The sequence below is a fragment of the Paenibacillus sp. Soil724D2 genome (genome assembly GCF_001427935.1).
Lineage (GTDB): Bacteria > Bacillota > Bacilli > Paenibacillales > NBRC-103111 > Paenibacillus_E.
Window position 1 is genome coordinate 371,184 of record NZ_LMRY01000045.1, and the last position, 22,496, is coordinate 393,679.

General features: G+C 48.2%; 14 protein-coding genes. All 14 read right to left on the reverse strand.

The window, feature by feature from the left end; all coding sequences use genetic code 11:
• Positions 1–15: 15 nt before the first annotated feature.
• The 14 genes from ASG85_RS28395 to ASG85_RS28460 all read right to left on the reverse strand — a co-directional run bounded on the left by ASG85_RS28395 (position 16) and on the right by ASG85_RS28460 (position 22,483).
• Entirely contained in the window at positions 16–891 is an 876-nt protein-coding gene (locus ASG85_RS28395; protein WP_057305915.1) for an SMP-30/gluconolactonase/LRE family protein, read from the reverse strand.
• Between the two features lie 27 nt (positions 892–918).
• Positions 919–2,046: a DUF4432 family protein gene (locus tag ASG85_RS28400; RefSeq protein ID WP_060648466.1), complete on the reverse strand. Its 1,128-nt coding sequence runs from the start codon at positions 2,044–2,046 to the stop codon at positions 919–921.
• Positions 2,047–2,076: 30 nt separating this feature from the next.
• Positions 2,077–4,521, reverse strand: a complete 2,445-nt coding sequence (locus tag ASG85_RS28405; protein WP_060648467.1) for a hypothetical protein — start codon at positions 4,519–4,521, stop codon at positions 2,077–2,079.
• A 29-nt stretch (positions 4,522–4,550) separates the two neighbouring features.
• Positions 4,551–5,861, reverse strand: coding sequence for an aspartate aminotransferase family protein (locus tag ASG85_RS28410; RefSeq protein WP_060648468.1), 1,311 nt, complete (start codon positions 5,859–5,861; stop codon positions 4,551–4,553).
• Positions 5,827–8,781, reverse strand: coding sequence for a family 78 glycoside hydrolase catalytic domain (locus ASG85_RS28415; RefSeq protein WP_200961714.1), 2,955 nt, complete (start codon positions 8,779–8,781; stop codon positions 5,827–5,829). The genes ASG85_RS28410 and ASG85_RS28415 overlap by 35 nt, the downstream gene beginning before the upstream one ends.
• Positions 8,782–8,793: 12 nt before the next feature.
• Complete coding sequence (locus tag ASG85_RS28420; RefSeq protein WP_060648469.1) at positions 8,794–9,693, reverse strand: Gfo/Idh/MocA family protein; 900 nt, start codon at positions 9,691–9,693, stop codon at positions 8,794–8,796.
• Positions 9,669–10,958: a DegT/DnrJ/EryC1/StrS family aminotransferase gene (locus tag ASG85_RS28425; RefSeq protein WP_060648470.1), complete on the reverse strand. Its 1,290-nt coding sequence runs from the start codon at positions 10,956–10,958 to the stop codon at positions 9,669–9,671. The genes ASG85_RS28420 and ASG85_RS28425 overlap by 25 nt, the downstream gene beginning before the upstream one ends.
• A 24-nt stretch (positions 10,959–10,982) precedes the next feature.
• Positions 10,983–12,008: a Gfo/Idh/MocA family protein gene (locus ASG85_RS28430; RefSeq protein ID WP_060648471.1), complete on the reverse strand. Its 1,026-nt coding sequence runs from the start codon at positions 12,006–12,008 to the stop codon at positions 10,983–10,985.
• Positions 12,005–12,832, reverse strand: coding sequence for a sugar phosphate isomerase/epimerase family protein (locus ASG85_RS28435; RefSeq protein WP_060648472.1), 828 nt, complete (start codon positions 12,830–12,832; stop codon positions 12,005–12,007). Before ASG85_RS28435 ends, ASG85_RS28430 begins: the two co-directional genes overlap by 4 nt.
• A 193-nt stretch (positions 12,833–13,025) precedes the next feature.
• A complete protein-coding gene (locus ASG85_RS28440; RefSeq protein ID WP_235550241.1) occupies positions 13,026–14,177 on the reverse strand; it encodes an N-acetylglucosamine-6-phosphate deacetylase in 1,152 nt (383 codons plus the stop codon).
• A 62-nt stretch (positions 14,178–14,239) separates the two neighbouring features.
• A complete protein-coding gene (locus tag ASG85_RS28445) occupies positions 14,240–15,820 on the reverse strand; it encodes an extracellular solute-binding protein (RefSeq protein WP_060648474.1) in 1,581 nt (526 codons plus the stop codon).
• 108 nt (positions 15,821–15,928) lie between these two features.
• On the reverse strand, positions 15,929–17,617 hold the full coding sequence (locus tag ASG85_RS28450; RefSeq protein ID WP_057305925.1) for a hypothetical protein: 1,689 nt from the start codon (positions 17,615–17,617) through the stop codon (positions 15,929–15,931).
• A complete protein-coding gene (locus ASG85_RS28455) occupies positions 17,614–21,390 on the reverse strand; it encodes a hypothetical protein (protein WP_060648475.1) in 3,777 nt (1,258 codons plus the stop codon). Before ASG85_RS28455 ends, ASG85_RS28450 begins: the two co-directional genes overlap by 4 nt.
• Positions 21,368–22,483 carry an alanine racemase gene (locus ASG85_RS28460; RefSeq protein ID WP_057305927.1) on the reverse strand — a complete coding sequence of 372 codons (1,116 nt, stop codon included), beginning with the start codon at positions 22,481–22,483 and terminating at the stop codon, positions 21,368–21,370. Before ASG85_RS28460 ends, ASG85_RS28455 begins: the two co-directional genes overlap by 23 nt.
• Positions 22,484–22,496: the final 13 nt, after the last annotated feature.

A 22,496-nucleotide genomic window follows, 5' to 3' on the forward strand; every position in this document is an offset into this window, starting at 1 on the left:
TACAGGCTAAGAATGCTATCCTCTGAAGAGATATGTCGGACGGCCTTTGATGCCGATTTTCGCACGGAACAAACCGCCTGCCGATGGTTGTTCTGCGTGGGCATCCTCCGATAAAGGGGAACTGGCCGACGTGATGTACAATTCGTCCATATCCTTACCACCGAAAACACAGGATGTTACATATTTTACCGGCAATTCAACTACCGCCAACCGCTCACCCGTAGCAGGATTCCACCTACTCACTTTCCACCCGCCCCATTCAGCTACCCAGATCATACCTTCTACGTCAGAGGTCATGCCGTCGGGTAAAATCTCTGTTCCCGGATAAGAGATCACCGTGCGTTTACCGGCAACTAGTCCCGTTTCCATGTCATAATCAAAAGCGTCCACTCGGTAGGCAAGTGAATCGATATAGTACATCGTCTTTTCGTCAATGGACCAGGTGATACCGTTGGAGCAACCGATGCCTGCATCCAATTGCTTGTAACTCCCATCTGGGTAGAAGACATACAGCGCCCCTTCCCGCTTGTTCCCCTTGGAGGCTGTACCCGCAAAAAATCGACCTTTCGGATCGCATTTACCGTCGTTAAAACGGTTCTGCGGAAGGTGGCTTTCCGGATCGCAAAATAAATCTAACTTTCCATCTTCCGGATTATATAAAGCCAATCCTCGTTCTCCCGCAATTAGGAGGCCTCCACTTTCCCTGAGCGCAAATGAAGCGATTCTCATCGGCAGCTTTCGTATGCGGTGAATTCCGCTGGAAAGGTAATAATCGTGTAAAGTCCCTTCGTCGTAATCAATCCAAAGGACCTGTTGCCAGGAGGGGGCCCAGACAGGACCTTCCCCTAATGAACATTTTGCATCGACAACAAGCTCAGCCTTGTATTTCATGGCGTCTCCCCCATTTTCAATTTTGGCTCATTTAGGCGAGCGTGGTAACCAATCATTGGCCTTAGCACATTCCTGCCATTGTACCTCCCCGTCCGGTGTAATCCGCTGCAATTTCCCTTCATAGGCAAAAGCTACCGTGTTAAACGTGATGGATTTCTTTTCGAATGGAGCAAAAAGCATAGCAGTGCCGTTGGCGACTGCACCAGCTAATCCCGGCAAGTCCGGTCCAGGAATGCTGCTGAAAGGCTCAATTCCCATCGTGTAAGCTCGGCCGAACCATGGAGCGCCGGTCGTTCCGCCAAACTCTTGCCAAATCCAAAGATGCGGCCAAACTTCAAGTGGCCAGCTTATTCCAAACCCCATCCCCAGCTGTGGATTACATGCCGCTACCCAACCTTCTTCTAGCTCTGCAGCAAAAAGCATATCGGCAGCCAACTGTTCGCGTGGCGGCATTCGTCTCAAATCGACGGGCTGTCCTTCCCGTCCCGGCAGATAAGGCCATTCGCCGGACGTCCCAGGCACAACTCGTCCCGGCAAGTCTTCCCCGCCTGCTGAACGAGTAATACGGCAGGGTGGCAAATGCAGCTCTAATCCCGGACCGAGGAATGGCTCGCCTATTGCTGGATGTTGCCCCCACATGCAATGAACTTCTACAGGGCTAACATTTTCTACCGTTTCACGAATTTGTAGCGTACCGCTTCCCCGTTTGAGTCGCAGCTCTCTTTCCATGCGGAAAGGCAAACGTTGCGTCTCCACCCGCATCAACATGGCGACTTCGTCGGGTGTATCCAATAATACTTCATACTCCCAAGCCATTAGACTTGCCTCGCCATGCATTCCTTGCTCAGCCCCCTTGTAAGTGGAGGCCATACTTCCTGCTGGAAAGATCACTTGCCAGCCGCCCGGATAATGGTCCGTCCAATTGCCTCGGGGGTTTGATGTGGTTGGAACCCATTTCCCCCATGTCCGCATTCCCCACGGAGCCCGGTACATGACATCCACATCTAAAGGTTTGTAGCGGAATTCCACAATGCTGCCCCCCTGATCTAAAAGCAGAGTGACCGCTATTTGTTCATTCTCTAACACAGCCATTCTTTGTCCCTGATATATGATCTCACAGCTGATACGCGCAGCGCTGCTCCGTGGTAAATACACGACCTCTCCTCCTTTTCACTCGGGCTTTATTTAAAAGTCCAAAATTTCCGTCGAATCTGGCGCAAGTTCGATCATTCGCCGATACCCTTCAGCATGGTGAAGTACAATCGAGGCGATTTTCTCTCTCCGATTCGTCAAATATAGACGATTAGGCAGTGCTGATATCTCTAATGTACATGAACCCGTTTGCCTTGCATCTATCATCTCCAACGTCCATTCACTACTTAGAAATCCGCTCGTAAAAGCGTCCAATTTGCCGCTCCAGAAGTACGTATTCTCTTCAATCCGATTATTTCCTTCGTATAAGGGGAATCGGTTCAGTTTCAAATTACTTTCCCTTTTAGTTTGGACCGTCAGACCAGATGTATTGAAATTTGTGAATACTAACTGTCCCTCACATTCAAGCAGCACAACCCCATCTTTTTCACAAGTAAAAAGGTGCGTTTGATTCGCAATGGCATTCGTCTCCTCCTTGGTTCGGTTAGGCAAGCTGACCACTACAAAAGGCGCCAGTGTGCTTGGACAATTGAACGTTTCTTCGCTGCGCCTGTTTAAGATGAGAATATCCTCTACGCCCTTCCATTTCGGATATTCATGCTGATTGACGTACCGTATTCCTTGGGAACCGAATAGGACATATCCGATTTCCTCATCCACCTGAACCCATTTCGTCGGATCAAAATCTGTCATCCTATTCGGTTCACGACCGTAAAACCCTTCGTATGAAACGGTTTGATCTGGGAAGTAAAGCGTCTTGCGGCCCTGTGCTAACTCCGGCATAGCGCTGTATCGTTCATTGCGGATTCCAATCATCCCGGTATTCATTTCAGCAATCTTACAAGACTTCAAAACTTGAATACGTTCTATATAGACCGTTTTCTGATCCGACAAAGATACAAAAGCTACATCCTGCCGAAGCTCTCCGTCCCCCCGCATAAACGAAGCTATCGCACCGAAACCATCTTCATAGGCACGAATGTTTTCCCTCTCGGTTTGCAGAACGAATCGTTCGTTAAAGAGCAAGGATCTCGGCGAATCAACCTCAAAATTTACTGTACCTGTGTAACTAGCAGGCAGCGGCGTGATGCTCCAACAACCTTTTGCAGGGAAAGTCAGTCCCATCACACGGTTACGCCAACTGAAGCTTGAAAAGCTATCTCGCGTCCTGTGAATCACCGAACAGCCATACGGATACACGTAAACTCCACTCAGTCTATCTGCCATTTCGTCCGAATCGCTGACATCCGTACCCGCGCCTCCAAACAAGTGAAGTAAGCAGGAAGTGACCAAGTCCTTAGCGGATGTATGCTCCATATCTTTGGCCGTTTGATAACCGGAGATGATGCATTGCTCCCCGTTTTCCTCCAAAAGGCAACCTTGTTCATTACTATTCTGAATACCTTCAATGATGGCAAGAGCTCTTCGTTCTAACAATGACGCATCCCTATCCTTGTGAATCACATTCATAAACGCATGGGTAAATTGACGTTCGTGCTGCCTGTTATACCACCAATCCTGACCTTGTACGGGGACAGCTAAGCCGTCAAACTGCGCCCACACTTTAATCGTTTTATTGTAGAGAGACTCATTGTTATACAGCACCGTTTCCGCAATGGGTTCATCTCCCATTAAGGAAAATACTGCATGAATCCCTCGTAGATTAATGCCCGCACAAATATATCCGGGGTGTGCGAAACCGTGGTTTTCCGTCGTAAAGTCGGGGTGGAACGTAACGGTATTTATGGATCGCGGTTCCGCAATTCGATCAATCGGCGTCGTGATGGCGTTTAATGACCAGGCTTCAAAACCCTTTTTCCACATTTCATGCTGAGGGTGGTTAGGAAACAGCGCAAGTGCCGCTGCAATTCCACCTGCAGTCCAAGCATTCTCCTCGGTTTGCGTGTCATGATAAGCTCCATTTCTCGGATCCTCTTCGCACCAGCGGTCGGCATAACTGGTCAGCACATTCGCGACCAAATATCGTGTTTCTTCGTCTAGATCTTCCCAGAGCAGCCACGCCGATAACCCGAAGGAAGCAACCGTCACGCCGGTTTGGCTGGCCGGAAAGAACTTTTGCCCTCTTCCGCCCCATTTCGTCAAGCTGCAAAAATGGTTCCTCCCTTCAGCCCGCACACAATCCTCCGGACCTGTATCGTGAGTGAAACCTAAATAGCGGATCGCTGCAATCGCTTTCCGCTTTACTTCTTCACGAGGGATTCCTGTCAACTTTTCCTCATAATTCGAATGTTTCGCAAGCAATGCATATACGGATGCCGTATAGGCGGTTTCCAGCCCATACCAATAGGCACCGCCAAAGAAGTGCCCACATGCAGGGCGCCAAGACCAATCTTCAAACTGCCTGTCAGCATAGGGAAGCCACTTTTGCAAAATACGGCGAATTCGTCCGGACATTTCATTCTCGGAAGCTTTATGCCATGCGATCATGCGAATACGCAAGCTCTCTCCGTTGGACATAAAAGGATCTCCAATCTCGCTTTACAATGTTAAAGGCTGCTAAAAACAAGGTCAGCGACATGAAGTGTTTGATTCACTTCTTTTTCTCGATGGACTGTGGAAACGTACCATAAGCCATTTGGTCTCACTAATACTCCTTGCTGCAGCATTCGCTCCGCAAATGTCGCATATTTACCAGCATCCCGTTTGGAGAATGCAGCAAAATTACTCACCTCCGGAAGGTCGACGAACATCATGTGAAATACCGGTCCAACCTGGTTCACTACTCCAGGAATTCCATGTTTCTGAAGCAGCCCGCGAAGTCCGTCGACCAAGCCATTGGCTGTGTCTTCCATCTGTTGGAAAACAGCACCGCCATCCCTTGAAAGCACGTCTAAAACCGCAAGTGCTGCTGAAGTGGAGATACAGTTGCCATTCAACGTCCCTAAGTGACTGACCTCTCCTGTAGTGATAAGATTCATCCATTCCTTTTTACCGGCTACCGCACTTAACGCGATACCGCCAGCTAAAGCTTTTCCCATTACAATCAAATCAGGCAGGATGCCAAAACGACCATGAGCCCCTCCAAGACCAAGCCGGAATCCGGTAATCACTTCATCGAAAATAAGCGTAATATCGAGTTCTTCGGTCAGCTTCCGCATCGACTCTAAGTAACCAGGCTGAGGCGCGAGGCAGCCAGAGTTGCACATGACAGGCTCTGTAATGACAGCGGCAATCTCATTGTGATGCGCTCTAAGTAGGTCCTCCAGCGCTTGCAGATCATTCCACGGCAGCAAGATGACTTCCTGCAGGCAAACTTCGCTCTGCCCTCCTGTTCCTGGAAGGATGACAGAATCTGCGTTCGCCTGACCGACTCCTTTTTTCATGTCGGCACTCGGGAATGAAGTGAATATAGAATCCGACCAACCGTGGTAATGACCGTGGAACCGTACGATTTTGCGTTTGCCTGTGTAAGCCTTCGCTACGCGCAACGCAAGCATGACAGCCTCGGTGCCGGAACCGCTGAAAGCTGCTAATTCTGCACCTGGCAGCACCTCTACGAGCCGCTTCGCCAGTTCTATTTCTCCTTTGTGCTGTAGCCCGTACGTGAATCCGCCCTGCATAGCCTTGTGGATGCGATCCGTTAGCTCCGGATGGGCATGACCCAGAATAAGCGGTCCATAGGCTAGTAAATAATCGACATATTCATTGCCATCGATGTCACGAATATAGGCGCCGGAAGCGGAATCAGCGAAGAGCGGAGCAGGTTTCATCGCTGCCCGAAGCGAACTGGCTACTCCCCCTGCTAAATATTGAGAGGATGTTTCAAAATGGGACTTCGATTGAGCATAGCTTTTCATGGGTTTCGCCTCCGTTTGCAGCTGTATTTTGTACGAGCTCAACCCGACCTTCATAGCCGTTTGGAACCTGAATATTTACGCAAATATGAGACGGGGCCTCGACCCGAATCGCAATCTTACCGACTTCCTCCACTTTCCACGATACATCAATTCGTCCCTTTCCAGGCAGAGGCACGCTGCCCCGCGCCCACTCTAATCCGCATGGATTCGGTTCAACAATGATTTCCTGCCAACCCGGGCCCTTACTTCGAACCCCCAAAACATAGGCTCCCAAAAAATATCCGGGTGCTGCCGACCAGGCATGACAGTGACTCCGAGAAAGAAACTTGTCATTTTGCCGATTGGTAGAATTCGGAAACATCTCCCAGCAAGCAGTTGCGTCATGCTCGATCATCTGCCCGAACCGATTTCGGATGTCATCTAACATCTGCCTGTAGTGTCCCTTTTTGGCCAAAGCTTCATAGTAAAAAAAGGACATGAACGGACTTCCAATCTGTACAAACTCAGAAGGAGTTTCAACGAGGTAATTATCAATAATCACTTCACGATCCCCATCTGCTGCATCACATAACGAAGCCACTACTTGGGTTTGCATGCTGAAGCGATCCGATTTACGTCCATCCGCATGGATACAGTCAAAATAGGCTTTTCTTTCCTCCGACCATAAATAAAGGTTGATCGCTGTTATGAGCTTCTCAGCTGCCTGATCATAAAACGCGCCTGTTTTGGGGTCACCCGTTATTTGTGCTAATTCCGAAGCATCTTGCAGAGCCTTCTTCAGAAATAAATTTTGATGCGTTACAATCCCGTCATTAGGCTGATCAATTTCCGCCCAGTCGAAAAAGTTCCAGCCTTGAAAATCAAATAAACCTTTTTCATTCAGATGAGTTAGGTAATGTTCTAATGTAAAACGGATATGAGGCCAAATCTGTACTACGAATGTCACGTCAGCGGTACGATAATAATATTCCTTACAAGCCGTTATCCAGAAAAATGTCCAATTCGGTATGACGGCGCTCCAACCGCTTGGGACTTGACTGACATAGTAAGGTGATTGCCCTGAAGAGCCCGGTACTAAGTTAAGAGAGTGCCGAACGAGCGGCTCAGCATCAAACAAGTAATACCCAATTAGCGCTTCGTTGCGAGCATCTCCTACCCAGTACGTCTGTTCATAGGTGGGACAATCCACAAATGTATCTTCCATACATAACCGGACGGTATGCTGGCTAATATCCCATATTTTTGTAAGCAGCGAGTCGGAGCATTGAAACCGTCCAATCTCTGCAACTGGATAAGTGCTTTGCCTTATTCCTACGTTATAAAGTCGAACAGGTCCTTCCCCTTCCATTTCCCCACGACGTACAGTCACCATCAAATAGCGAAGGCCTCGGCGAACCATAGACACATAAGATTGAAATCCATCTCGACACACGTAACGAAGTGTATTGTTTAACTTGTAAGTTTCCTGGCGCCATCCGTCTTCCATAAATTCAAAGCCGTAAAAATCTAGGATCGTACCCGCGGGACATGCAGCTTCTAATGTAAGATAACCCGATGTTAATCGTCCAAAATCAATGATGATTTCAGTATCTTGTCCGTCAAACAATGGAACTTCGCCAGGTAACGAGTTCGCTTTTATGATATTTTGTAGCTGACTGGGCACGGCGAGTGCTTCCGCACGGTTTTTCCATACACTCTGCGTAAACACGTTAGCGTCGTCAACGAGCGCCTTCGGTACCGGCCGGACCCATTCCTGAAAGTCAGTTAACTGTTCTTTTGAAGATAACCCCTTCGCCCGAATATAGTCAGGATGAACACACACCACTTTTCGGTCAACGGGGCGATTGGCAACTACCTCATATTCGAACGGCCCTAACGTAACAAACGAGGATTGCGAGTCATCCGTTGAGAGTGGGGATACGACCTCAAACTGCTCCTCACAGTCAATACCCATATAAAAGCCTACCGAATGATCAGCCCCGGTGATGTCCATATAAAACAGGTTGTCGCCTTCTGCTAGCTCAACGGCCACATATTTTTCCGGCACCTCTCCGTAAAACTGATCGGTTGTGTATGGAACTCCTCCTAAAGTAAGGGGCCCGAAGATATTTGAATTGGGAAAGCCCAGTACTGCTTTCGTCTTTTTTGGTACTCGAATGACTGTGGAAAGATATCCTCCAAACGTGACTGCGTTCATATGGCCCTCACTGCCGGGCACCATTTGATTGCGAATGTCGATATAGGCATTCCATCGAATCGGCTTAACTTTGCTTAAGCTTTCAATTCGCGCTGCATATATGGGTTCTTCCGTCAGGAAGGGAATATCTCGAGGAATAAGCCCTGTCCACGGTTCCGCTCTTACAGGCCCTATAAGGGTTGCCAGTGTCCAATCGGTGTCGTCATAGTCGGGACTTACCCAAGTGTTATCCCACTTTCTTGCATCAATTCGTTCTGCAAAAGCATTCTGCGTCGACATCCTCGGCGCACGAGGGTCTTGCCCTAGGTGACGTGATGTCAGCCATGAAACATCGGAGCCTAATACCATAACCGTCTGCTCCTGTGAAAGGAGCTCAAGCTGTGCAAGCAGACCGCCCCGTCCCCTCAAATAATAAAAGGTGGACAAACCGAAATGCTGAACAAGCACTGCAACGGTATTGCTCTTACCTGGCTTTAGCAGCCTCCCAATTTCATATACATCGTAGATTTGTTCTGAAGGCCACGAGCGAGCCGGACCACGGCCCAATAGCTCGCCATTTATATAAAGCGCGAATCGTGAATCGGCTGTGATTGCAATTTGGGCTGAAGTCCAACCTTTTGCCGGCACATCAAACGATTTGCGAAAACATCTCCATTGGTTGCGTGGACTCTCTTCACCGTCTGACCAGATCCATTTTGCCAAGCCATCCATTTGTATGTGCATACTGAACTCCCCCTAGAGCGAAATGGTTTTTCCGGAATCTCGGCTTTCATTGACTGCCTCAATGAACCGGATAATTTCCAAAGTCTCATGCGGGATAATGCGGGGCTCTCCGGTACGAAACATATGCAAAATATCCTGTAGTAAATTCGCATACTTACGCAGCCCGTCAGCGGCTGTGTCCACGTACTCCGAGACTTTTTCCCGATGAATCAAAGTTCCATGTGTACCATTGTGCAGATTGCCCCGCAAAGTTCCAATACGACCGTCCTTCCAAACCGCCGTAACCGTTTCATGACCATTCTCCGAGAAGGCCGTAACAGAACGACAGCCGGTTCCGAGTATCCGATATAGCACATCGACAAGGTGAATGCCGTACCAATAATAGCCAGGTTGAGTAGGTGTAAATTCAATCGGACCATAACAGTCGACCCCAGTGATGTTACTGTTGTTCTCCCTATTTAACGCCGCGTTTAAAGCGTCCGCATAGCGTCGAACTGAACCGCTCATCCATGGAATACCGTGCAACTCCGCGATTTGGGCTATTGTTTGCGCTTCCTTCAGACTAATAGCTAAAGGTTTATCAATAAAAACAGGCTTTCCATAAGGGGCAATCTTAGCAAATTGCTCTAGATGCACTCGGCCGTCTACAGAAGTGAGCAGAATAGCATCACAGCTCATCGCCACCTCTTCTGGAGACTCCGCAATGTGAACCCCTAACCCATCTCGCAGGTCGGCTGTATATCCATCCACACGTGTAGCACTCGCTTTAAAATCCGGTGATCCACCCGGAAAAGCCGCAATTACTCGCCCCCCCGAGATGTGATTAGGATCATTCGAATCGTTTAATATTTTGGAAAACACTTTACAATGGGAAGTGTCTAGGCCAATTAGGCCAAGCTTGAGTTCGACCATGCGATTCCCTCCAGCTGCAGTCCTTTGCAAACTTTAACCACCGCGTTTATGATATCCTGTGTGTCTTCTTCCGTCATGATTGGGCTTACTGGAAGGAGCGTAGTCCGCTGAAGTAAGTCTTCCGCGTGCGGGCACATCCCTTTGCTGTAGACGACCGGTTTTTGGAACGGAAAGTTGAAAGGAAAGTTATCTTTGTCCGTCGTTTTTTGATTAAGGATAAAAGATTGCATGTAAATCGGCTCTCCTCCGTACATTTTGAAGCAGAAGATGTTCTCTGCGTTCATAGCTGCCATGAACGCATCTGCTGCAGCTTTTGTTGAATGCTGCAAAGCAAAAACGCAGTCAACATCGCCCTGCAGATCAACCGACGGACGAATTCGAATGCCTGATATTTGCGTATTCAATGCCTCGCGAATTGTTAGGTGATGCTTCTGCATAGCGGAGATGACCGTATCAAGCTTTTTCCACTGTTCAATCATGACTGCACCGGTCATTTCACTCATCCGGTAGTTTTGACCAATAAACGAAAACTGAGGCGTAATTTGATACTTGCCTTTGTCCCGAAAATTGCCCTGATCGTGGTATCTAGCAGCCCGCTCGAACAGTTCCGGCGAATTCGTGACCACAGCTCCGCCTTCTCCAGCAGTGAGAATCTTTTGCATTTGAAAGCTATATACGCCAATATCCCCGATCGTGCCACAATAGCGCCCCTTATAGGTACAGCCAAGTGATTGCGCAACGTCTTCAATAACCGGAAGATCGTACTTACGAGCGAATGCCATAACTCGGTCCATATCGCAAGCACTGCCATTGATGTGAACAGCGATTATCGCCTTCACTTCATCATCCATGACCCTTTCCAAATCGTCCACATCCATATTTAACGTGTCATCCATATCGACAAACACCGGAACGGCATTCGCGCACACGACCGCTCCCGCTGTTGCTGTGAAAGTATTTGCTGGAACGATCACTTTATCGCCATAGCCAATTCCGAGTGCCTTTAATGCAACAATTAGTGCCGCTGTACAAGATGAAACGCCAAGAACGTATGAAACATTCAACCGTTCTGCCATAAGCCGCTCAAACTCCTCAACCGCTCCCTGCAGGTTCGGCCCGTAATAACGGAACGGAGAGCCTGCGGCAACAACCTTAGCTACATGCCCCGTCTCTTCCTCCCCGTAAACCATTGCACCTCTCAACATCGGCGGAAGCGGTTTACTGCGAACCGGTTCTCCACCATTGATAGCCAATTGCTCTTTCATGGACTATTCCTCCTTGACTGATTATTATTCGAATGGGACTGGTTTACCACCCATATCCGATGATCGGCGAATCAACTCAATAAGGCGAACCGCGTCTCTGCCGGCTTCACCCGTCACTGCTGGCTTTCGCCTTTGGCTGACGGATTCAATAAAATCGATGATCTGCATTCTATGATAAGAGGAGTTAAGATTTCGCGGATCAGCTCCGGCATTTCCACTTATCTTGTCATTTTCAAAGTGTGGAACCGGGATACCAGGAACCGTCCAATGGGAGATCTCTTGACCTACGGTTTTAATAGTTCCTTTATCTCCATACACGTTAATGCTAGGTGGAAATCCAGGTAATGCGGAGGTTGTGCTCATAAGGGTTGCAAAGCCTCCGTTCTCCATGGTTAACATGGCGAGCCCCATGTCTTCTGATTCCATTTGATGGGTTTGCGTAGCTGTTAGCCCAGCAACAGATTTCACCTTACCGGCAAGCCAGAGCAGCAGATCAATCGAATGGATACCTTGATTAAACAAGGCCCCGCCATCTTCGGCTTTCGTTCCGCGCCAATAGGCTTCATCATAATAAGCCTGGGTTCGATAAAATGGACGAGAAACCTCCACAAGCAGTAGTTTACCGATTTTGCCTTCTTCAATCGTCCGTTTGAGCAGCTGATGATGCGGATAAAACCGAGTTTGTGACATGACAGACAAGGTCAGTTGTTTCTTCTCCGCTAAGTCAATCATTTCCGAAGCCTCATCAGCCGTCATGGCTATCGGTTTTTCAACGAGCACATGTTTTCCAGCCAATAGGGCTTCCATGCCGATACGACTATGAGTGCCGCTTCCCGTCGTAATGCAGACGATATCAATGTCTCGGTTATCCAAAATCTCTCGGTAGTCGGTCGTCCATCCGCAAGCATACCGTGCACTCGTCTCCCGCACACGCTGCTCTGTTCTGCTGGCAACGGCTATAAGCCGTGCATGATCAATACTGCTTAAAGCTTCTAAATGAACGTCAGCGATTGAACCACAGCCTATCAGTCCGAATCCCCATTGTTTCATGTTAGCTGCCACTTCTCGATCTGTTCCTTGAGCTTCATCAATGTTAGGTGGGTACCATCCATTCTCGTACCGCCATCGGGAACATAATGGGTTTCAATGGTATAAAGCCCGGAATAACCATCTCGATTGAGCGCTGTCAGTTGATATAGAAGCGGGTCTTGTCCTTTAGCTACATACCAATACTTCAGATGAAAATGATCAATTAAATCCCTCACATGTTCATAACCGTCTGGGTAAGAAGGGCTCCATCTTTCTTCATTTCCAGGGTCCCAAAGCACCCTCAACGCGGGAGAATTCACTTCGCGAACGATACGAGCGACTTCGGAAGCATAGCCTCCATTACAGGAATGTTCGTTTTCCAGCAGCAGTAACATATCTTCCCGTTCTGCTTCCGCCGCTGCCAGACTTAAATGCCCGACGATCTCTGCTGTGTACCGTTCAGGCTCATCTTCCCGCCAAAATGAAAAAATGCGGATTCGTTTCGTACCTAACGTACGAGCAATGTGAAAGGCTCGGGGCAGCCAATCCATATGAGTTTCCACCGTTTCGTCGGGATTACCGAACTTATCTCCGGATGCAACGGGGCGGTTCGAATCTAATGCACATTTAAACAAAGGCGAGGAAACGGCAGAGACATACAATCCTCTCGAAGCGACCTCATCTCTCACTCGTTCAATCTGCTGATCATTCAAATGCAGGATGTTTACGCCGTCCACCATGCGTATCTCAACATGCTTAAGTCCCTGATCCGATACCCAATTCAGCGCTTCAACTAGCGATGGTGAGACTTCGTCCGTGATAACACCAAGACGATTCCAAATCATAGAAAGCCCCCTTTACCCAGATATATATTCAGAGTAGTCAATATGAGTGGGTTTGAACATGTTTTTTAGCGTTAAAACATGTCATTTTGTGCCTCAATCCAGAATAAACGCATGCGTCCTTTAAGGACGCATGCGTTTACTAAGATCGATGCGAAGCAAAATTTAAGTCGGCAGACTTATACTTTCTGACCTATTAAATAACGGGAAATCCCTGTTTATAAGTCTCGCAGATGGAAATCCCTCCGTCCTCCTCTTTCTTAAACAGCACTAGATCAGCTGGACTCCCTACTTGCAACCCGCTGCTAGTTGACAAATTCATCAAAATAGACGGACGAACAGAAGCCATATCCCATGCTTCATGCAAGGGACAAAGCTTCTTACTAATTAAATGTGCGATCCCCCATGGAAGCATCTGTGCTGAGCCCGCTAACAACAGAGGCTCATCCGCTAATTGAAGTCGGCCTTCATTCGTCTTCACAACATGGATGCGATTGTGTGAACAGTATGTCCCTGGAGGCATCCCACTTAAATGCACAGCATCACTTACGAGAATGGCATGTTCCTGCTTCATGCGCATGACGACTTTAAGAAAAGATTCCGGCAAATGGAAACCATCCGCAATTAAGGAAACCCATAGGGAGTCCTCCGCTAACTGTTCCCACAAGTAGTTAGGGTGACGGGGAAGAGTTAGGTGGGACCCGTTGCCAAAGTGGGTCGACATCCTGGCACCGGCAGCGACCGAATTCCGAATTTGCTCTGGAGATGCGGCAGTATGGCCAATGGCGACTGTAATCCCACTTTCTGAGCATCGGCGTATGAAATCAATGGAACTCGGCCACTCAGGAGACAGTGTTACTATCCTAATTCGCCCCCCTGCCGCCTCCTGCCAACGTACAAAGGCATCCCAATCGGGCTCACAAACAAATTCCCGTTTATGAGCACCTCGAGGGCCATTCTCAGGTGATATAAACGGTCCCTCTAGATGAATGCCCCCCACTGTCGCAGCTGTTACAGCATCTTCATCACAAGCCTTTGCGATCGCCGTCATTGCTTCGATAAGGTTAGCGCTTGAATTTGTCGTGATCGTTGGAAAAAATGTCGTAACCCCCTCTTTCCAAACCTCACGGACAATGGAATGAACTCGCTCTGAATCCATGGGGAACACATTCAGATCAATCCCGTTGCATCCGTTAATCTGCAGATCAACGAGCCCCGGCGCAATCAAACGATCATCGTTCCGGCCTCCTTCATCAAGCGCTGTACGGATTTCCGTAATAAAACCTTGGTTCATCGTAACGGTGATCGGTTCTCCGGTTATATAATGGATCCCATTAATCTTTTGCAAAATGCTCTCCTCCCATGAAAACAGCCCGTCTATTCATAGCATAAACGGGCTGTTCAATCCGATCATTTTTTGTAATAGGTTTCGTACCATTTTGTTGCCTCTTGAATCACCTGTTCTCCGCCCAGTTTTTCCCAGTCATTCACAAACTTGTCGAATGCAGCTTCAAGTGGGTCTCGGTCTGTCATCACTCTGATGAACATGTCCATAAATAATGAGCCGTCTCGATAGCCTAGCTCGGGCTTCTTTTTCAACAAATCCGGAGTCGGCATATACATAGACTCATCTTTGAAGGCATTCATTTTCGTATATTCGATTCCTTTTTTTGTCAGATCTGCATATTTACCGGCGTTAATGACTAACGGAGACATACGGGAATCTCCGGCCGGATTAATCATGACTTGATAGAACGTTTTAGCGCCTTTGTCCATATTAACCTTGGCATTCGGATCCCAGTCAATGTTTCCATTCTTAACCTGGTAGTTGATTCCTTCGATCCCAAAAGCAAATAACTTGTTTTTGGCAGGATCATCTGAATGAACCCAATCAAAAAACTTAATGATATCTTCCGGATGTTCGGCATTCGCAGAGATCGTATAGACGTTATTGACTCCTGTTCTTTCGGGAACAAGATTCACTTTCCCTTGAGCATTGACCGGCCCGGGCAGTACCCCGACCCTGGCGTTAGCATCTTTAAATAAGTACTCTTGTCCTCCGCTGGACAGTACTTGTACCTGATGCAACCACATGCCGACTTTGCTTTGTTGAATGAGGTTCCCCCAGTCGTTATCCTTCATTGTGAACATATCACGGTTTACGTAGCCCTTATCGTAGAGCATTTTGTAAAAGCGGATCGCGTCCTTCATGTCGGGTACAATCAAATTCGGGACGAAGCGTCCGTCGCGATATTGCCAGGCATCCGGATGGGCGCCGAAATAGCCGAAGAAAGCTTCGGAGAACGCAAGACCTTTGCGCATGGCGAAAGGCACCTCGTCGTCCGTGTTTCCATCGCCGTTCATATCGAGCTTCTTCACTGCGTCGAAAAAGGCCAAATAGTCGTCCATCGTTTGAGGTTCTTTCATGCCAAGCTTGTCAAGCCAATCTTTGCGGTATAACAAAACGAGCGTATTGGGAGACGCCGACATTTTGGGAATACCATAAATTTTCCCGTTTTTGCTTACACGCGGATCTTTCCAGGCTTCTGGCGGAATGTTCTTTCTCAAGTTCGGTCCGTATTTGTCAATAAGCGGTCCCAGTTCTAAAAACACACCGTCTTCGACTGCGTTCGGATGGGCCGAACTGTCGATTCGGGACGTCCACATAATTTCGGGAATATCACCGGAAGCAAAACGAATCGCAAGTTGTTTGTCATAAATGCTGGAGCTGATCATTTCAAACTTCACATTATAGGGGGTACCGGAATATTGGCTGAAAAGCCTCGACATTTCCTTGAAATACTTATCGTCATCGGTAATGTTCTGTGCATATTGATTCCCGCCGTCCTGCATGAGGATGGTGATATCAATCGGCTTTTTAGAAGCATTGCTAATAGATTGCGTAACTGTTGATTTATCACCACTACAACCTGTTAGAAAGCCACTCGTGCCCATAACTGTGACCAGTAGCATTAAAAGACGTTTACTCATGATCCCTCGTTCCCCCTTCGAAGTAAGCGATCTTCATCTCCTTTAATACTAGCGAATAACCATCCATTTAGTAAACATATTTTATTAGAATTTTCAGCCTATTCCAGCTCACCCTCTTTTTAGTTTTACACACTTGACGCCAAAGCGTTGTTCAACAAGCTGTTCAGCCTCTTGTTCCTCTTCCATTAGCATTGGACGCCAAAAAACGGCATTCTCAGCATCGTGTTCATTGTTCTCGGTTATTATCATGACATTCCCTATTTCATCTAAGCCAGTAATTCTCATTTGCCTCCGTTTTCGCTCCCAGTTGTTAATTTGTCTTCCAGTCCAGAAAGTAAATCCACGCTCCTTTGCTATATGCGCCGTTTGAAGCAAAGCCTCACGGACTTCCGGTGATCTGTGAATGCGTCCTTGATGAAATAAGAAATGCGCCACACCGCGTACCTTTTCCACCTCTTCTAAAAAGGGGACAATAACGCTCGCGTCCGTAAATTGCGGAATATCCTGTGTCAAAAATCCAATTTCCAGCACATCATAAAGACGGTTGCTTTCATTCGACCAAGCCATTGGATAATACGGTTGGCAAGTTCCGAAAAGAAACCCAGCCGCTCCCAATTTACTTGGCCCTCGCGTCTGATCGGATTCGATTCCGCATTCTTCACACCACTGAAACAGTTCTCCCCAACCTTCAAAACGGGTAAAGTGGTTTTTATTGCTAGTCACCTTACTCTGGACAGTGTCCCGCAGCCACTCGTACTGCCGATTGAAGTCCGCTTTATCCCATCGCCCGCCTTCGTTGATGTTGGCGTTGAAATGAAGCGCAAGCTCATGACCCTTTTCCTCAATTCGCTCATAAAGCCAAGCACTATAGCCCGGCTTCATCATGCACCAGGAGGAGTGAATTCCAGCCTCTTCCAGTGTTTGTATGGTAGTGATCGCATCTTCGTCAAAATTACGGTCACTATCATGAGAAATCATGGCAACTTTGTCCACACCTTCGGGCCAATAGTCGGAAAAAGGCACATGTTTTTGTTTTTCAATCATGCGTCTGAGAATATGAGCAACAACCACTTCCCGCCATAAATCAGCGTAAGGATGCGCGAAGTAAGGTTTTCCTGTATCGGTTATTTTTCTATCATGCTCCCAGTCCAGCTCAATACCGTCCTCCGCTTTTAGCAGCCCGTCGTTCAAGTTCCCAGTCCCATCTGAAGCTGGTTTACCGTCCTCCAGTACGGGTCCTGTCCCCTGCTGCAGCCCAACAATCGTTCCTATCACATCGACGCTCCACCGCTCGAGTTTCCCTAAGCCGATTGTAAATTGTTGCAACAGTGGCCCATTAGAAATTCCATGAGGTACAGTTGCGATTGTCCCCCACTCCTTGCATGCATCTGCAGGCTGTTTCTGCTCCACCCATGTCGAGGCGCCTAGAAACCGCAAAGGCCTCGTGTCCCCCAGCCCTTCCGGCAGTTGGGCATAGCCTGCGGTAAGTGACTCTTTTACGGTGAAGCCAAGCTGCCGAGCCAGGCCATTTAATCCGGCGAAGGAGACGATAATGCCGCCTCGCTCCGCATACCGACATAGGATATCATTAGCCGTCTCGTGACTTGGCGCCGATGCAATGAGGATAAGATCATACGTATTCTCCAATATTTGATGCAGTTCATCGATCCACTCGAAAGGGATGCCTGCATGAGAAATTACTTCACCAGCATAAAGACCGAACGAATTCAGCCCATATTTCAATCGCTGCTCAATGGACTGTTTGTCGCGCAATATCCCGATTCGCGCCATGTTCATGTTTCATTCTTCCTTTCCAGGTTAAGTCGAAGTACATTCGAAAGCTTGAATGAATCACCGAGTTTTACGTCCATATACACCCTTTTACCTCCATATTCGATAACCTGCTTTTTCCCCATTCCAAGCCGCTTATGCGGAGAAGGCCAGCTTTCTTCCAGCTTAATAAGCGTCATATCTGATCGAAAAGATAGTAGACGTCCGTCCAGCTGCGGATCATATATATAGTAGGCAGACGGCTTTAAGTAATCCGCGGAGTCAATTAGGGCAACTTGCCCTATAAACGCTTGTTCCAAGCTCTCGTCAACACGCTCAAGCTCAACTCCAATGGTGCGGGTTTCTGCATCCACCTTAGTTACAGCCCCCCGGTAAGTTGAATCGTCTGCTGTCCACTCACCCTCAGCAGTCCGGATGAGGGAGTAGCGTACAGCCTCAAGTTGGACAAGCTGGTCTTCCTGATACCGCAGCAACAGAGCCTTGGCATCCGATTCAAAGATTCGTCCTAGGGAATCGCGGTAACGCACCTTTTCACCTTCGTTATAAGAACTGAGAACAACATCCCGATGCACACCTCCCTTATACTGAATCACAATGCCTGTAGACATAGGGTGATGAGGTGTAAAATCTAAGACTGGCTCGAGCGGATGAATAGATTGCAGAAACGACTTTCCCTCAAACGGCTCCAGTACACTAATAAAACCTGTTGAATGAATCGCAGCATCGTCGTTGTCTTCATCTCGCCATAAAACATAGGGTTCCCAACGGGATTTCTGCATTTCCTCCCCGCCTCTTTCTCCAAGGCATAAGATGAGTTCGCGCTGCTCTCCTTTTGGAACTGTGTGGATTTTCAAGGATGCAGCACCATATGGGAATGTCCAGGAAACGGGTCGACTCACCTTTGCCTTGCGCAAAGCCTTCATCCAACCGAAGCCGGGTTTACTGTATAATGTAACATCCGAACCAGCTAGTGTACCTTCCATAGGCAGCCATTCCGTTTCTTCGATGCCTTCGAATAGCACGAATTCTGGCGTACAGTCCATTCCTACCGTATTATAATCGAACGTTTTCCCACCCGATAAGCCATTAAAATCAACAATATAAGCGTTTTCCAGATCAGGGGCCTGAACGATCCAACACCAACGCTCGTAATGCGTACCCGGGTAAGCGATCGTATTATCGAGTCCCGCCATTTGGAGCATGACACCCTCGTAGTGGCCTTTTTGACGTGAATAGGAAGGCACTTGATCCTTACCATCGACTAAAGCAACTGTACAGGCCGCCGCATGTGTTTCCCACGCCTCAAATTTGGGACTGAGCCAAGTAAATGGATATCTGCCAGCTGAGGCAAGCAGATGATACCCGTAGCCCCCAATCCACAATCCCAGTTTATCGCCATGACGGTGTCCGGCGGATGGCTGTCCGTACAGCATCACATGCTTGCAGTTGTGAGCATTCGTCCCTACACGGAACATACTCGTTTCGGAATCTTGCAGAAGGAAGGATGGTTGCAGCTGTTCGGACTTCGCCCCAAATTGTTGGTATTCCTCCCACTCAGCCGCCGTAGCAAGCAGTAAAAACGAGTGCTTATTGTTCGTCTCTCGAACACTCCGGAGGCGATAGGCGATTAACTCATCCTGATCATATCTGGACAAAAGCCCGCCTATTACCGAACGAAGCGATGGCGAACGGCAATAAATAATTTCATAGGAAGGTGTATAAGCTATTTTGCCTTTCCGGCGATCTTCAGATATCGGTTCGTCATTATCCGCGAGCGTGTCGCCAAACATTGGCGTAAGGCTTCCCGAACGCAGCTTCGCAAAGAGTCCAATCACCTGTTTAAGACCAAAATCCGAATCTTCAAACAGATCAATTCCGTTTGGAAAATGCTCCTCATCCGTGAACCCGTAGTTGTTGTTCGCCATCATGGATACTTGCTCGCAAATGGCCGCGATATAACCTAATGAATCATAAATATAACGGCCATCTCGGAAAAAGTTATTACGAAACTTCGATTCCAAGCTATATTTTCCTCCATACAAAATATGACGCATTAGCTTGCCGCTTCCCATATACGAGGCGATAAGCAACTGTAGATAAATCCAACGCAGAGACCAATCGGCGTCGCGGGTTTTCTCAATTTCGCAGCTGTACAAAATGTAAGGAATCATTTCGTGGATTGCAGTGTTCACACGGAAAGGATCAGCCCTCGTCTTATTTTCTGCATCGGGTTTGGTTGCAAAAAAGCGATCCAAATCAGGACGAAGCTCTTCGCCAGCTTCATAAAGCAGGTCCGCAGCTTCAAAGAAGTTAGAAAGCCAATGGGATTCCGTCGTTGTCGGCTCGGATATCTGTACGGTATCGTAGTAGCCCGATCCATAGTTGCCGTTCATATACGGAACCAGCTCGGCAATTCGCCCAATTAATAGCAAAGCTTTGAAGGCATATCTTGTATCGCCAGTCAACAGGTACGCGTATGCCAAGTTATTGATCGCACCGGAGTTTTGCATGCCGGTCGTCTCTTCACAGACAGTTCTATCCTCCAAGACGGAGCAATACGGATTTCCCATCAACATGGAGAGGATGAATAAACGGTACGAAGCCGTAAACATATACCGTACACCCGGATTTGGAAATCCTTCCGGTGCTAAAAACCCTTGGCCGTCGTCGTCCATAACGACCTCTTCGCCCGTTGTAGGGTTTTGCAGCTTCATCCCGTTATACCACCATGTTTGGGTAGTAGGATTATAATATTGGTAAGGCCTCTCTAGACAAAGCTGGTAAGCTGTCCGCTTGCCGCCTGTGAGAGGATCCCCGAAATATTGCCCAACTGAAAGCGCCCTAGGGTTGCCCACTGGAACCAGCTCGAACAGTTCATCGTCACTTTTGGCAGCCCAGTATTCGGCAATCTGCAGGATCTCTTCTTTCACTCGCCCGCCCCAATGCGTCGTATTTGCGGACTCCCTAGCTCGGTCAACATCGGCTCTTGTTAATCTAGCAGTAAAGCCCTTACGTTTCTCCGTCATATAGCCGTATATTTCTTGAGGAATCTTCCACTTTTCCCATCGAGTGAAAAAGAATGTACTCTCCGCTTGAACCTTATTCTTTCTCGTCTCGATCTCTTCTTCGCTCAGCCCCCGAGTCAGCAGCAAATCGCCCATTCCAAACCCCATCGTCGGCCTATCACCTGGAATACCCGACCACGTAATCAGTGTCGTCTCGGATCCTCTCTTCAGCGTACGAACCGCATTAAACCCGAGGATTCGCTGCTCTTGCGACTCGATTCGCAAAAAACGAAGCGGCATACGCAAAGTCAGGTCTGCATAGCCTTCCGAAGTCGAAATCGAAAAATGGATGTCCTGCGGAATCTCCAGCCGTTCAATCTCGTACAGGAACTCCTCATACATGACGCTGCCATCCTGTTTAAACTTCATCGAAAATGCCTGATGCCGTTTCCTGCGCGTATGGCCAAAATTGAAAAAAAGCGCGACTTCGCCGTCGGCTTCGGGAGGGACAGTCTCATAACGCAAATTCATGCAAAAATGATCCAATTCCGTGTATGCTCGGAATGAAATTGTGTGATCCGCATCCACTAGTTTATCAATCTTCGCTCGGAAACCTGGATCGGCAATCTTAAACTTCTCCGATTGGGAAGCTTCAAAGAAGCTATTTTGCTCATTTACCATATAAATGGGATAACGGTTGACCGCTGTTGTCATGATCGACTGCTCTCCTTTCGGTTCAAGAGTCTCCAGCTTACTGAACTTTTCCGCGCGCATCTACCTGTAGCACCCTTTCCATTTGGCCGTTACGAATGCCGATTAACTGATCGTGCATGTTTGTCGTCGTGCAGCAGTGGTTCGGGAGAAATAGAAGTTGCTGCCCAATCGATAGCTTCATTCCTTCTGGAACCCTTATGGTTCCGTGCTCTTCGCTTAACCATTCAATAATTACGTCCTCACGGCCGTATAACGTTCCATAGCCCTTCCGATGGGGGTTTAAATCACTGGAAAAAGTCTTGGAGCCCCCATCAATGATGACCATCCCGTCCCGCGGAGCGCTCACTACTGTTGCTGCCACATAGAGGGCACAGTCTTCAGCTTCAGCTACGCCAAGATCCCGTTGGATGCCGTCGTTGTACACATAGGAACCGGGACGCATTTCGGTTACACCGATTTGTTCGGCTATAAAGGCTGCAGTTGGCGTTGACCCAACGCTAATTTGTTCGACAAGGATCCCATCTCTCTTCAGCATCGCCTGTGTCATCACTAACAACTCGGCTTCTTTTCTGGCTGCAGCACACAGTTCTTCTGTACTCTTGGATCCATACGAATTTCCAGCATGAGTCATGAGCCCGGTAACCCTCAAACCGGGAAGAAGGCTCATTTCCTTCACTAGCAGCGCTGTTTCTTCGCCAGGCTCTCTGCCGCAGCGGTCCAAGCCGGTATTGACGTCAACGTAAACCGCCACTTTGCAGCCCGTGGCCTCCCCTAGATGGGACAATCCACGTGCCACCTCAAGATCATCTGTACTGACCGTCACATCCGCACGAAGCATTAATTGGTGCAAGCGGGTAAGTTTTGCCTTCCCTACAATGGGATAGGCAATAAGGATATCCCGAATCCCTGCGTTTGCCATCACTTCTGCTTCGCTAAGCTTGGCCACCGTAATTCCGTTCGCTCCTAATTGGAGCTGCTTGTGGGCAATCCATGTATTTTTGTGGGTTTTTGTATGAGGCCGGAGTTTGACTCCAGCAGTCTGAGCCGATTGCGCCATCCTTTTGAGATTGCGCTCCATGATATCCAAATCTACTAAGACACTAGGGGTTTCAATTGTTTGAAGCGCTTCGGGTAGTTCATAGATTTCTTTCATAATCGATCCTCCC

Bases quoted from the DNA above. Each gene is read 5' to 3' on its own strand.
- ASG85_RS28395 (WP_057305915.1), bottom strand. From the start codon at position 891: ATGAAATACAAGGCTGAGCTTGTTGTCGATGCAAAATGTTCATTAGGG.
- ASG85_RS28405 (WP_060648467.1), bottom strand. From the start codon at position 4,521: ATGTCCAACGGAGAGAGCTTGCGTATTCGCATGATCGCATGGCATAAA.
- ASG85_RS28410 (WP_060648468.1), bottom strand. From the start codon at position 5,861: ATGAAAAGCTATGCTCAATCGAAGTCCCATTTTGAAACATCCTCTCAA.
- ASG85_RS28415 (WP_200961714.1), bottom strand. From the start codon at position 8,781: ATGCACATACAAATGGATGGCTTGGCAAAATGGATCTGGTCAGACGGT.
- ASG85_RS28420 (WP_060648469.1), bottom strand. From the start codon at position 9,693: ATGGTCGAACTCAAGCTTGGCCTAATTGGCCTAGACACTTCCCATTGT.
- ASG85_RS28425 (WP_060648470.1), bottom strand. From the start codon at position 10,958: ATGAAAGAGCAATTGGCTATCAATGGTGGAGAACCGGTTCGCAGTAAA.
- ASG85_RS28430 (WP_060648471.1), bottom strand. From the start codon at position 12,008: ATGAAACAATGGGGATTCGGACTGATAGGCTGTGGTTCAATCGCTGAC.
- ASG85_RS28435 (WP_060648472.1), bottom strand. From the start codon at position 12,832: ATGATTTGGAATCGTCTTGGTGTTATCACGGACGAAGTCTCACCATCG.
- ASG85_RS28445 (WP_060648474.1), bottom strand. From the start codon at position 15,820: ATGAGTAAACGTCTTTTAATGCTACTGGTCACAGTTATGGGCACGAGT.
- ASG85_RS28450 (WP_057305925.1), bottom strand. From the start codon at position 17,617: ATGAACATGGCGCGAATCGGGATATTGCGCGACAAACAGTCCATTGAG.
- ASG85_RS28455 (WP_060648475.1), bottom strand. From the start codon at position 21,390: ATGCGCGCGGAAAAGTTCAGTAAGCTGGAGACTCTTGAACCGAAAGGA.
- ASG85_RS28460 (WP_057305927.1), bottom strand. From the start codon at position 22,483: ATGAAAGAAATCTATGAACTACCCGAAGCGCTTCAAACAATTGAAACC.